The sequence below is a fragment of the Streptomyces camelliae genome, from assembly GCF_027625935.1.
Taxonomy (GTDB): Bacteria; Actinomycetota; Actinomycetes; order Streptomycetales; family Streptomycetaceae; genus Streptomyces; species Streptomyces camelliae.
This window is the reverse complement of sequence record NZ_CP115300.1, coordinates 487,084-500,183: the sequence shown is the minus strand read 5'-3', so window position 1 is coordinate 500,183 and position 13,100 is coordinate 487,084. Positions and strand designations below refer to the sequence as shown.

General features: G+C 71.4%; 9 protein-coding genes. 1 reads left to right on the top strand and 8 read right to left on the bottom strand.

Annotated elements, in window-relative coordinates; genetic code table 11:
• Window positions 1–48: 48 nt before the first annotated feature.
• Window positions 49–381 (bottom strand): hypothetical protein, encoded by a 333-nt coding sequence (locus O1G22_RS02370; protein WP_270079730.1) that lies wholly within the window; start codon window positions 379–381, stop codon window positions 49–51.
• A gap of 332 nt (window positions 382–713) precedes the next feature.
• On the opposite strand from O1G22_RS02370, the gene O1G22_RS02365 reads away from it, so the two are divergent.
• Window positions 714–1,061: a hypothetical protein gene (locus tag O1G22_RS02365; protein ID WP_270079729.1), complete on the top strand. Its 348-nt coding sequence runs from the start codon at window positions 714–716 to the stop codon at window positions 1,059–1,061.
• Window positions 1,062–1,494: 433 nt separating this feature from the next.
• Here the strand turns inward: O1G22_RS02365 and O1G22_RS02360 are convergent, their stop codons facing one another.
• The 7 genes from O1G22_RS02360 to O1G22_RS02330 form a co-directional block, all read right to left on the bottom strand.
• Window positions 1,495–3,927: a DUF3376 domain-containing protein gene (locus O1G22_RS02360; protein ID WP_270079728.1), complete on the bottom strand. Its 2,433-nt coding sequence runs from the start codon at window positions 3,925–3,927 to the stop codon at window positions 1,495–1,497.
• Between the two features lie 236 nt (window positions 3,928–4,163).
• Window positions 4,164–4,685 carry a hypothetical protein gene (locus O1G22_RS02355; RefSeq protein ID WP_270079727.1) on the bottom strand — a complete coding sequence of 174 codons (522 nt, stop codon included), beginning with the start codon at window positions 4,683–4,685 and terminating at the stop codon, window positions 4,164–4,166.
• A gap of 314 nt (window positions 4,686–4,999) precedes the next feature.
• Window positions 5,000–6,166 carry a substrate-binding domain-containing protein gene (locus tag O1G22_RS02350; protein ID WP_270079726.1) on the bottom strand — a complete coding sequence of 389 codons (1,167 nt, stop codon included), beginning with the start codon at window positions 6,164–6,166 and terminating at the stop codon, window positions 5,000–5,002.
• Between the two features lie 69 nt (window positions 6,167–6,235).
• Entirely contained in the window at window positions 6,236–7,330 is a 1,095-nt protein-coding gene (locus O1G22_RS02345) for an ABC transporter permease (protein WP_270079725.1), read from the bottom strand.
• Window positions 7,327–8,877: a sugar ABC transporter ATP-binding protein gene (locus tag O1G22_RS02340; protein WP_428986310.1), complete on the bottom strand. Its 1,551-nt coding sequence runs from the start codon at window positions 8,875–8,877 to the stop codon at window positions 7,327–7,329. The genes O1G22_RS02345 and O1G22_RS02340 overlap by 4 nt, the downstream gene beginning before the upstream one ends.
• Window positions 8,878–9,004: 127 nt before the next feature.
• Entirely contained in the window at window positions 9,005–11,878 is a 2,874-nt protein-coding gene (locus tag O1G22_RS02335) for a SpoIIE family protein phosphatase (RefSeq protein WP_270079723.1), read from the bottom strand.
• A gap of 85 nt (window positions 11,879–11,963) precedes the next feature.
• Entirely contained in the window at window positions 11,964–12,932 is a 969-nt protein-coding gene (locus O1G22_RS02330) for a cyclase family protein (protein ID WP_270079722.1), read from the bottom strand.
• Between the last annotated feature and the right edge of the window lie 168 nt (window positions 12,933–13,100).

Sequence of the window (13,100 nt, the reverse complement as noted above, 5' to 3'; positions counted from 1 at the left end):
GTCCGCGGACACCGCACCGGCCTGCTTTCAGCCACCCCTCACCACTCATCAGTCCCAGGCGTTGAAGAGCACGCCACCCAACGTGGTGATGCCGTAGTAGCGAACTTCGCGCCACTCCGCCTTGGTGAGGACGGAGGTGTCGACGTCCGGGAGAGGCAGCGTGAGCAGTGCGCGATCGAGCACTTCAAAACCCAGGTCGGCGAAGGTGCGGGCCCACGGCGGAGGTGCGAGGAACTCCTCGGAGTACCAGTCCCGGCGTTCCTGGGCGAATGCGATCCACGGGTGGTAGGCGTGACACAGGATGACGGACTCCCCTGTGCCGACGATGACCGTTGCGGTGTGGAACGTCCGAGGGTACGCCTGCTCCTCCAGCTCGCCCACCTTGCCTCCGGCGGCGCGGGCGGCTGCGTGGAGCGCGGTGCGAAAGGCTCGAACGTCAGTCTTGGGAAGGGGTCCGTCCTTGCGGTGAATGAAGCCCGACGCTCCCCGCGGAAGCGTGAAGCCTGCGTCCTCGTCGTTGACCATGTGCTCATCCTGTCAGTGCTCTGACGGCGCTCTGGGGCCCAGGTGCGGGGTCGTCGCCCACAGCAGCAGGGCGGCGCAGCTGAAGGCCGTGTACAGGGCGGACACCCCTGTCCACCCAGCGGTGGCGTACGCCAGTGCCCGTGGTCCGCTGCGCGAGTCCGCGGTCGCTCCATCGGCCGGCGGCGCCCGTGGCTGCGGCTCCGGCCGCTCCGGCGAGCCCGAACGTGCCGATCGCGGTGTGCGTCAGCGACCAGGGCGGACTGCTGAGCGGCTGGACGACGCTGCTCCACAACGTGCTGAAGGCCGCGAAGACCAGCAGCGCCGGTCCGCCGCGGACCCGCAGGAGGGGTGCGGGCGAACAGGACGACAGTCGATGCCGGCAGACGCCGGTACGGCATGGCGACCGGCGTCGGCCGGTCGGCCGGCGGGGCGCGGCGCAGGAGCACGGCGAGCGTCGTGTCCACCATGGCCGACAAGAGGTGGACGGCGCGCCATCCGGCCAGGTCGGCCACCATGCCCGCCACCGTGCGGGCTAGGAGAATGCCGGGGATGACACCGCTTGTGACCGCGCCGACGACCCGGCCACGTAATGCCGGAGCGGTGCGGCGGGCGGCTGCGGCCACCATGGTCTGGGCTGGGCGACGACGGCGAGCGCACCGACCGCCGCGAGGGCAGCGAGCAGCGCCGTGGCCCCGGGCGCCAGAGCGACAGCCGACAGTGCCGCAGCGAGCAGGCCGAGCTGGAACGTGACCAGCAGGGGTTGGGCGAAGTAGCTACCAGGAATATGTGCTCACAGATCCGCTCCGGCGACGGGCGCCTCGTCGGCCCGGACGAGACCGTCGTCGAAAAGCTCGGCACTACGGACGGCGCCGACTGACTCGGCCTAACGCCACGGCACAGCCCCCGGGGCGGCCATCGCCTATTGTGCGCGCGGCCCTGCACGTTCCTGCTGTGCCGCCGACACTTGGCTCAGAGCCTGGTCAGCAGGGCGATGGCCGTGCCGACCAGGCCGATGGCCATGAAGCCGAGCACCGCCCCGGCGGCGAGGATCACCAGCACCAATGAGCGCAGCGTGGCCACGGCGGCCTTCACTGTCTCCGCCTTCACCCCCTTCGGGTCGTCGAGATAGGCGCGCCAGGCGGCTTGGCGGGTACGGCGGGTCAGCCACTGCGCCCACCAGGGGAGCCGCAGCAGGGCGAGCGCGGCGTCCAGGACTCCCTGCAGCGAGCGTGCGCCCGCCTCCGTGGCCGCGACCTCCTTGAGGAGCAGATGGTCCTGTGGCTGCTTGAGCTCTTCGAGGTTGCCGCGCATCCACTCCCGTGGCCGGGGACCGTCCTCGGGCGCTTCGGCCCGCAAGATGGCGTCGTGCAGCTCCGTTTCCCGGGAGCGTCTCTGCGCAGCGCTCAGGGGGAAGAGGCTCAGCAGATGATGGGCCGCGTCCAGGCGCCCCCACGCGAAGTCGGACCTGCGCCACGCGGCGCTGAAGAAGGCGCCGAAGTGCTGGAAGCGCACGCCGTAGAGCTTGCGGTCGCCGATGCCGGCGAACCGGTCCTCGTTGAACAGGGGACTGATGGCGTCGGGCCCCAGGCGCAGCAGGCGGAAGTCGGGCATCAGGCGCTCGACGAACTTCGACAGCGGAGCGTAGGCCCGGGTGACCACTTCCACCGTCAGATAGGCGGCGACGACGTCCTCGGACCGTTGCCACCCGCGCAGATCGGCTTCTACCAGGGCCGTGACGTAGATCTGTCCGGCAGCGCTGACGATGCCGGCGAGCTGTTGCGGGACACGCAGATCCGTGAACACGTCCTGGATGAGGCGGGCCGCTGTCTCGTCAGAGGTGTCGGTGCCCGGCGGATGGCGCAGTTGCAGTTGGGCGTCGACCGCCTCGAACATGGCGAGCACCTGGCGCGTGAGGTCGCTGATGGCCTCGGCGCCGCTGATCAGCGCCTGCTGCCGCTGCGGCGACGAGGCTTCGGCCAGGCGGTGGTGGAGGTGGTCGCTCATGCATCGCAGGGCACGTTCACAGGTGAGCAGCCCCCAGTGCCAGACGCCTCCGCTGTACGGATCGGTGATTTCCGTCCCGGCTGTCGTGGGCACCCAGTTGGCCCCCTGCTGCAACCCGGCCAGGATCGCTTCGACGCGGTTGGCGTCCGCTTCCGGCGTCGCGGCCAGGGAGATCACCGTCTCGGCGTCGGCGAGCTGCTTGCGGACGTCGTAGAGCACGGCCCGGGCGCGGTTGCGGCGGAATTCCGGCAGCAGTTCCTCCGCTCTTGATCGCAGCTGTTGCGCCAGAGCGGGGTCTTGGCCGGTGCGGGCGAACAGGTCGAGCTGGGTGTCGCGGATGCTGTTGCCCAGCTGGGTGCACAGCTCCTCGGCGCTCGACCGGAAGTCAGCCTCCTGCGGGTACCGGACGGCGTTCCACAGCACCTTCGACCAGGAGATCTCATCGCACCTGAGTCCGGCAGTGCTCTCCGGGCCGAGGCGGCCGGCGGACGGGACGATGAAGACGACCACGCGATCGACGGGAGCGTTGAGCCTGCGCTTGGTGATCGCCTCCAGGACGGGCTGGAACGGTGCGTTGTTGAGGACGCCGCCGTCGACGACACAGCTGGCGGGGTCGTCGTACCCGGACTTCGGAATCCGACGGTATTTGACCAAGGGCGCCTCGTTCACCGGCGAGAACGCCGCGGGGAAGCCGGCGGTCGCCCGTGCCGCCAGCACCAGCGCCGGAGTGTCGTCCTTCCCGAACTCGTCCAGCGGCTCGGTCCTGAACCCCCAGTCCCCGCCCTGCTTCGTGTAGGACACGGACTCCGGCTGATACTGGAAGCGGTAGAGGCGGCGATGGTCGCGTACGTCGAACGGGTTGCGGAAGCCGTCGGTGTACGAGCGCGAGCGCCCGTCCAGCGCGGTGGCCGTCATGAACAACGTCAGCTCCTGGCGCTGTTGCGTCCCGGACGTGCGTTCGCCGATGTGCTGCAGGACGTTGTCGATCTTCTCTTTGAAGGAGTCCCCGCTCAGCAGGCTGGTCGGTGATTTCGGCTCCAGCAGCTCCTCCAGCGCCGCGGACTTCTCCCATACGCTGCGCAGATCGGGCAGCCCTGCTCCACGGGCGAGGGCAGTGCCCAGGATCAGGCCGTTGAGCCCGCCTGCCGAGGTTCCCGCCACGATGTCGACCAGTACCTTGCGGCCGGCGGAACGGGTGATCGACCGCCAGATCCGGAACGCCGGCCGGTCGGCGTCGGGCACGGACTCCTCAGGGACGCCGCTGGACGCCCGGCACAGGAGGTCGAGTTCATGGGTGACCCCGCCCATCCACACCGCGAGGCTCACTCCGCCGTTCATCACCAGGGCCAGGCGGGTCTCCGGCTGTGGTGTGGGAGCGACATCGTTCTGGGCAGCCATGCGGGCAACATAAGACGTGGGAGAGCCGGTCACACTGCGGCGCGCGTCCGGATGCGCCCGTCGGACCCAGAGCTTCGCTCGGACGCGTGCACACCCCAGGAGGCCAAGGCCGGCGACGCCGGGTCGGCTGGATGCCATGGCTCGGTGTCGGAGAGAGGCCGGGGCCCGGATGAGAAGTGAGATCCCCGGCCCGATTCCGGTGGGCCGGGGTTTCTCGTGGTCGGGTCGGGTTGGGGTCAGCCGACGTCGTGCTGGCGTACGACGCGGAAGCTGGCGATGACGCCGTCTTCGATGTGGATGCCCTTGGGGGGGCATGCGCGCACGCCGAAGCTGGAGCTGTGGGGGCCGACGGTGGCGATCGGGGCGCCGTTGTCGCAGACGGCTCCGCGGAAGACCTCGACGGTCTTGTGGCTGTCGTTGCGGACGTTGACGGTTTTGGCGCCGAGGCCGCTGGCGATGGTGATGCAGTCGCCGGGGTGGGTGGAGTAGGAGCGTTCGTTGATGAAGATGCGGCCTTCTTCTTCGTGGTCCTCTCTGCCTTCGTTGCCGCGCCCTTCGTTGCCGCGTCCCTCGTTGCCCTTGCCGGAGCCGCCGCCGAAGGGGGCGGTCGCGGCGGGGGCGGTGACCGGGGCGGTGGCCGGTGCGGTCTGGGGTGTGGTGGGGGCGGAGGCGGCGGAGGCGTAGGTGATGCCGGTGGTGGCGAGGGCTGCCGCGGCTGATACCGCCGCGGTCACCATGGTGGAACGGGCGACGTTCATGTCGCTTCTCCTGTCTTGTGTCTCGGAGATGCCGGCTCGTCAGCCGGCTTGCGATCAAACGTACGCATAGCCGACACACCGGTCATATTAAATGACCTCGAAATGGCGCCGATCGGGGTATTTGTGGCCGTGCCTGCTGCTGGGTCGGGGTGTCAAGTTGCCTGTATTGAAGGGAGTTTGAGGGAGCATTGCTCCTTCTGGATGATCTGCTGATGCGTCCTCACCCGCTGGCGGCGGCGTGTCGCTGCAAACGCAGCGAGATGGTTCGTGTTATGGGACCGTGCTGTGGAGCAGAGCCGGACCGGGCGAGCGGCTCATCTGCCCCAGATCCTCCGGTACGCCTCCCGGTAGCCCGGCGGGTCCCAGGTCGTGGCTCCCGCGCTGTTGGCGGGCGTCGAGACGTGAACGGGGGCGACGTAGCCGCTGGCAGGACGACCGGAGAAGGCGCGGTTGAACTCGTCGATGATCTGCCAGCCCTGCTGCGACAGCGGCTCGGGAACGGTGGCGGCCTGGTACTGCTTGCTGTTGATGCGCTGGAAGGCGGACGGGTCGCCGTCGCCCGCACCGATGTTGAAAGGCGGGCCTGCGCCCGGTTTGCCGGCCGCGCGGAAGGCGGGGGCGGCGTCGGCGAAGTACAGGTCGTTGATGGCGACGGAATACGTCCACCCGCTCTGGAAGCGGGAGAGGAGCGAGGAGACCTCGCGCGGGGTGCGGCTGCTCGCGTCCGGGATCGGGATGTTCTCGTACGCGAGCAGCCGTACCCCGGAACAGGTGGCGAGCTCCTTCCTGATCAGCTCGGACTTGTTTCTCGCGAAGGGGATCGAGGCGTCGGTGATGAGCACGACCCCGGCCCGGCCGTTGGACTGCGAGATGATCCACCGTGCGCTGATGCCGGCCACGTCCTCGACCCGGGTGGTGACGTTGGTGAAGAGCGCGGGCCGCCTGCTGGGGCCGGGGGAGGCGACCGCGTGCCAGCCGATGAGCGGGATGCCGGCCGCGCCGGCCCGGTCGACCTGCTGCGAGGTCGAACCGGGATCGAAGCCGCCGATGACGATGCCAGAGGGCCTCAGGGTCACGGCCTCGCTCATGGCTGCCTGGATTCCGGCGGGGCTGCCGCCTCCGTCGATCACCCGGACGTTCCAGCCGATGACTCTCGCGGCCTCCCGCACGCCGTTCGCGACGCCTGCGACCCCGGGGTTGGTCATGGTCTGTGCCACATAGACGATCGTCTTGCCGGAGACCGCCGCCGGGCCGCCGGTCGGGCCGTTCCAGGCGGTGTCGGTCTGCTCCGCTCGGGCGACCGCGGCCCGGGCCTTGGTCTGGGCCGGGGGGCAGCCGCCCGGGCCCGTGGCGGACGCCGTGGGGCCGTGCGGCGAGCCGCGCTGACAGCCCGTCAACACGGTTGCCGTGGCCAGCAGGGCGATGGACACCGATCGGGCCGTGACGGCGGGGCGGGTGGCCTTGCGGTAGCTGCGGTGCACGGGAGCTCCTCGCGGAGGGACGAGCGTCAGGGGGCGGCCGAGGTTGCGGAGCCGGGCCCCTGGCGTGGGTCATGGAGCGGTGCCCGTGGTTCCGTCTCCGGGCGTCGACGGAGGCGGCTGCGGCGGTACGGCCGGTGCGTCGCGGGCCGCACCGGCCCCGGTGCTCAGCCGGCGGGCGGAGTAGCCGGCCAGGCCGACGGCGAGCAGCAGGGTGCCGCCGTAGAACAGGGGGATCGTCCAGAAGTCGGCGCCCATCTGTCCGATGCCGGTGAGGCCGACGGCGAGCACGGCGACGGCGACGACCGTGCCCAGGGCGTTGGGGCGGCCGGGTTTGATCGCGGTGGTGCCGAGGAGGGCGCCGGTGAAGGCGGGCAGCAGATAGTCGAGACCGACACTGGGATTGCCGATCTCCTGCTGAGCCGCCAGCAGCACACCGGCGAAGCCGACGATCAGCCCCGACGCGGCGAACGCGTAGACGGTGTACCTGCGGGTCGGGATGCCGACCAGATCGGCGGCGCGGGGATTGGCACCGATGACGTACAGGCACCGGCCGAGCGGCAGCCGCTCCAGCACCACCCAGAGAGCGACGGCGAGGGCGAGCACGTAGAAGGCGGGCAGCGGCAGGCCGAGGAACCTGGAGTCGTAGAGGCCGGTGAAGGCCGCCGGCAGACCCTGTGGGCCCGGGACGATCCGGCCGCCGCCGGTGACCCAGCCGGTCACGGCGTACAGCATGCTGCCGGTCCCGAGGGTGGCGATGAACGAGTCGATCCGGCCGAACTCGACGACCACACCGTTGAGGACGCCCACGACCGCCCCTCCGGCGATCACCACGAGGCAGGCCCAGGGCCAGGGCCATGCCCCGTCGACGACGAGATGCAGCACCATGACGTGCGCCAGGCCGAGACCGTAGCCGAGGGAGAGATCGAACGAGCCGGTCACGATGGGGACCATGGCGGCGAGTGCGAGGACGGCCGGGATCGACTGGGTGGACAGGATCGAGTCGACGGTGTCCCGTGTGGGAAACGTGTGCGGCAGTGTGAGGGAGAAGAACAGGAAGAGCAGAGCGGTGAGGACCAGCAGGCCGTAGGCGCCCACGAGGTGCCAGGCCGGGCCGCGTCCGTGCGGCCGGGAGCGGGGCGGGAAGGACGAGGGCGGGGCGGTCATGAGTCCGTGGTGGTTCCGGGGACCGGCGGGACGGCCGAGGCCGCCCGGGTGAGCCCCGCGACCGTGAGACCCGCTCCGCTCAGCTCGGTTGTGACGCATCCGCGGACGAATACCAGGGCACGGCGGCACACGCCCGCCACCTCCTCGAAGTCGGTCGAGACCAGCAGGACCGCGAGGCCGGCGGCCAGCGCCTCGTCGAGCAGGCGGTAGACGGCGGTCTTGGCTCCGACGTCCACGCTCGCGGTCGGCTCCTCCAGGATCAGCAGGCGCAGGTCCACCCGCAGGCACCGGCCGATCAGGACCTTCTGCTGGTTTCCGCCGGACAGGGCGGCGATGGGGGCCTCGCTGTCGCGGGGACGCACCGCGAACCGTTCGATCAGCTCCGTGGCCTGGGCGCGTTCGCGGCGGGGGCTGATCCAGTGCAGCGCGGGCATGTCTCCCGCACGAGGATTGGCCAGGAGGTTCTCGCGGACGGTCAGCCCGGCGGCGCAGCCCTCCCGCTGTCGGTCGCCGGGTACGAAGCCGACGCCGAGAGCGACGGCCTCGGCGACCGTGCCGGGTCGGTAGGGCCTGCCGCCGAGGAGCACCTGGCCGCCGAGGAGGGGCAGGGCGCCGGCGAGGGCGCGGCCCAGGTCCATGTGCCCGGCGCCCGAGAGGCCGACCAGGCCCAGGACCTCCCCGGCCCGGAGACGCAGGGTGACCGTTCCCGTGCCGGTGGTCCGTGCGCCGTCGAGGGTCAGGACGGCGGGGCCGCCTGCGGGGCCGGTGGCGGGGCGATGGCGGGCCGGTTCCTCGCCGACGATGTCGTGCACCAGCCGGGCGGGGCTGTGGCCCGCCAGCGGGCCGTGGCTGACGAGCCGGCCGTCGCGCAGAACGGCGAAGGTGTCGGCGACCTCGTAGACCTCGTCCAGACGGTGGGTGACGTAGAGGATGCCGTGTCCCTGGTCGCGCAGTGTGTGCAGGACGCGGAAGAGCCGGGCGCAGTCCGCGGCGGGGAGGCGGGCGGTCGGTTCGTCGAGGACGATGAGTCTCGCGCAGGCCGCCAGGGCCCGGCCGATGGCGACCAGGGAGCGCTCTGCCGGGCCGAGACCGGCGATCGGCGTGTCGGGATCGAGGTGTCCGGCGACGGCTTCCAGAGCCTCGGCGCAGCGCTCCCGGGTCCGCGGCCAGGAGATCAGCCCGGCGCGACGCGGATATCCGATGGTCAGGGCGAAGTTCTCGGCGATCGTCATCCACTCCACGAGTCCGAGGTCCTGGTGGATGAAGGACATGCTGCGGGAGGCGGCATGACTGCCGAGCGGATGCCCGTCCACCGTGATCCGGCCCGCGTCGGCAGGGTGGACGCCTGCCAGCACCTTGATGAGCGTGGACTTTCCGGCACCGTTGGGGCCGAGCAGGGCGAGGACGCTGCCGGCCCGGACGTCGAGGTCGACGCCGTCCAGAGCGAGGGTCCCGCCGAACCGCTTGGCGAGCCCGCGGATGCGGACCAGGGGGTCGGCCCCGACGTCCCTGACCGCGTTCGCAGAGGTGTCGGGAGGGTCGTGCACGGACATCTCCGGGGGTCGGCAGGGCGATTTCTTCCCGACTGTTCGCCAGTGATACTAGTGGATCACCTCATGGCATTCCGGATTTTTCGCCTTCTGTGACACCAACGGCTCAGCCGCGCCGATGGCCTCAGAGGCCGTCGAGCCCGCATTCGGCCCAGATGACCTTGCCCTGCGGGAGGTAGCGCGTACCCCAGCTCTGTGCCAGCTGGGCCACGAGGAACAGACCGCGGCCGCCCTCGTCGGTGGTGGCTGCCCGGCGCAGGTGCGGGGCGGTGTTGCTGGTGTCGGAGACCTCGCAGATCAGGGTGCGGTCGCGCAGCAGACGTACGTGGATGGGTCCGGAGCCATGACGGATGGCGTTGGTGACCAGCTCGCTCAGCACCAGTTCCGCGGCGAAGGAGGCCTCCTCGACTCCCCAGTCGGCCAGCTGCCGGAGGGCCGAGCCGCGCACCTCGCTGACGAGCGACGGGTCGGCGGGCAGGTCCCAGGCGGCGATCCGGTGGGGGTCCAGGGCGTGGGTACGGGCGACGAGCAGGGCGATGTCGTCACGGGCGTGGGCCGGCGCCACGGTGTCCAGGACCGCCTCACAGGTCTCCTCGGGTGAGCGTTCCGGGTGGGCCAGGGCGTCCCGGAGCTGGTCGAGGACCACGTCGACGTCGCGGTCCCGGTCCTCGAAGAGCCCGTCGGTGTAGAGGACCAGCTCGCTGCCCTCGGGGAGGTGGACCTCGGCGGCCTCGAAGGGCAGGCCCCCCAGGCCGAGCGGGGGCCCGGCGGGCAGGTCGGGGAAGGACACCGTGCCGTCGGGGCGGACCAGCGCGGGCGGCGGATGCCCGGCGCGCGCCATGACGCACTGCTGCGTGGTCGGGTCGTAGACGGCGTACAGGCAGGTCGCGCCGATGATGCCGGTTTCTCCCGCGTCGGGGTCCTCCCGGTCGAGGCGCCCCACCAGGTTGTCGAGGTGGGTGAGAACCTCGTCCGGGGGGTAGTCGAGTTCGGCGAAGCTGCGAGCGGCGGTGCGCAGCCGGCCCATGGTGGCGGCGGAGAGCATGCCGTGACCGACGACATCGCCGACCAGCAGGCCGACACGGGTGCCGGAGAGGGGGATGACGTCGTACCAGTCCCCGCCCACCTCGGACTCCGCGGGCAGGTAGCGGTGCGCCACCTCGACGGCGTCCTGGTCGGGCAGACCGTGCGGCAGCAGGCTGCGCTGCAGGGCCAGGACCATGGTGCGCTCCCGCGTGTAGCGCCGGGCGTTGTCGATGGACAGGGCGGCGCGGGTGGCGAGTTCCTGGGCGAGCGAACGGTCGTCGTCGCCGAAGGGCGCCGGGTCCTGCCCGCGGTAGAAGGCGGCCACGCCCAGGACGACGCCACGGGCGACCAGGGGGACCGCGATGAGGGAGTGGACGTGGGTCAGCAGCTCCTCGGTGTGCTCGGGGTCGTGGGCGAGCCAGCCCGCGGCGGTCTTCAGGTCCGGCTCCAGCACGGCCTGCCCGCTGGTCAGACAGCGGAGTTGCGGCGTGGTCGGGCCGTAGTCGACGCGTTTGCCGACCGGGTGGAAGGGACAGTCGTCGCGGATGCCGTGGACCACGGTCCGGTACAGGTCGGTGAACGGATCGGCGGCCTCCTCGCCGCGCGGTACGGCCTCGGGCAGATCGATGGTGACGAAGTCGGCCAGTCGCGGCACCGCCGTCTCGGCGAGTTCCTCGGCGGTGCGGCGCACGTCCAGGGTGGTGCCTATACGTGTGCTCGCGTCGCTCAGCAACTCCAGGCGGCGGCGCGCGGCGAGGGCGTACCGCCCCACGTGCGGCTCTCCCACCATCACGAGCCCTCGCGCCGGGGGCGGGGAGCCGGGGTGACCGCCCGCCGCGCCGCCTGGCCCGCCCGCCGATGCCTCGCTTGTGCCGGGCACGTCGGCTCGGCCGGGGACGAGGCCGGGCGCCACGGCGCGGGGAACGGCTCCGGACAGCGGGGCGGCGGGGACGATGGAGGCGGCGGGTTCGACGGGGAGGTGCAGCCCCTCCTCGGCCGACTGCGGGACGGTGGCCGACTGCGGGACGATGAGGGGTTCGTGCGGTGAGGGACCGGACAGAATGGCCTCGGTGACGAAGCCTTCCACCCCGGTGGCGCTCGTCATCGGGCGGCTCACCAGTGTGACCCGCCGGCCGTCGGACAGGGGGACTCGGACTGCGGCTCGTTGCGCGCAGGAGATCAGCTCGGCGGCCTTCTCCATCAGGATCTCCTGGTCACGCGGATGCAGCCCGAAGGCCAGTTCGCCGACACCGACGCTGTGGTGAGGGCCGGTGGCGGCTTCGGCGCCGGTGTCCAGGTACGCCCGCAGCAGGGCGCGCTCCCGTTCGGAACTCTGCCCCAGCAGCCGCCTCTCGATGGCGCGGGCCGCCCTGCATATCACGGTGGCCAGCGCAGGGTCCTCGGCGCTGCGCGGATATCCGAGGCACAGGACGCCCTCGATGCGGCCGCTGATCGGGTCGCGTACGGGAAGCGCGCGGCAGGCGTTTCCCTGCGAGCGCTCGGCGAAGTGCTCGGCGCCGTAGACCTGGATGAGCTGCCGCTCCGCCAGCGCGAGACCGATTCCGTTGGTGCCGGCGTACTGCTCGGCGAACACGAACCCGGGTACGCGCTGGAACGCCGGAAGGCTTCGGGCCAGGGACGCCTCTCCGAAGCGGCGCAGCAGGACCGTGCCGTTCGCATCGGCGACGGAGATGTTCATCTTGCTGCCGGCGAACCAGGACTGCAGCCGGTCGAGCACCGGCACGGCCGCCCGGACGATACGGGCGTCATCATCGAAGTCGGCCCGGTAGGGAGGGCCGGAATGGTCGGGCGAGAGCCCCAGGGCCCGGCAGCGCTGCCACGAGTTCGAGATGGGGGTGCGCACACAGGCTTCCACGGGCTCGCCCTCCAGGAAACGCTCACGCGAACGGGCGGGGCCTGTGCCGTCTGTCGCACGCCCTGTCGGTATCGCTTTCCCGTAGGGACGAACCACGCTTCGCCTCACTCGCGCCTGCAGGAGTCCGCTTAACCAAAACAATATGACATAGACGAGAAACAGGGACATTCGGCATCTATAGCTACAGAACGGCTACCGGATTGACGGGCGAGCCCGTGCCGCCCGGGACGTTCAGCGGCGCCACGACGAGCAGGAACTCATGCCGCCCCGCCTCCGCCGTCGCGGCCGACAGGGCCTCCAGATCGAGGTTGTCCAGCAGCGGCACCCCCATCGCAGCCAGGGCCAGGGCATGGACGGGCGAGTGCACGCCGTCGACAGGTGAGGGCCGTACGTCACTGTCGCCGTCACCACCGAGCAGCGCGATGCCGCGCTCGGCCAGCAGCGGTACGGCGTCCACGTGGAAGCCCGCGCTCGCCGCACCGGGGTCCCAGGCACCGAGCTCCCCACGGCGGCGGACGTGCCCGGAGCGCAGCAGCACCGCGTCGCCCTCGCCGATCGTCACATCGAGTGCGCTCTCCGCGGCGATGACGTCCTTCGCGCGCACCGCCTGCCCCGGCTCCAGCCAGCGGACCCCCAGGACCGCGGGCAGGTCGAGGAGAACCCCCCTCGTGACCAGCGGGCCGAGTGCCGACACCGCTCCGAAACGGGCACCTGCCGCGCCGACGAGGACCTTCGCCGTCCGGCCGTCGTAGAGCTGCCCCCGGTAGGCGACATGGCACAGGGCGTCGAGATGGGTGACGGCCTTGCCGTGGTAGTCGGCGGCGATGAAATCCTTGTGGGTGGAGGGCTCCGGGCTCTCCACGTCACCGAGATCGGTCATGTGGTGCAGAGCGGGCCTGGGGTTGTCCGGGCCGGGCAGGGTGTTCCAGGGCAGCCCGAGCGGGACGACCTTCCCGGCCCGCACCACGGCCGTGGCCCGCCGCACATGCTCCGCGGTCACCCGGTTCCAGGCACCGCGATCGGCCGGGGCCCAGCGGCCCCAGGTGCGGACCGTCTCGAAGAGCGCGTCGAACTCCCGACGGGAGACGGCCGGCCCGTTGTCGGCATCGGCCGGCCCGGGATCCGGACCCTCCGCGGAGCTCGGGCTCATCCGCACTCACCGTTCCCAGCGTCGACACGGCCCCGGGCGGGGCATCGCTCCGACGGCGGGACACCGCCCCGCGGGCCCGCCGACCCGGCTTCCCAGCTTGGCACGAGCTGCACCGGATCGCCGGTCCACGTTCGCCGGGCCTGCCCCTCGAAGGCCGAGGGGCTGGTC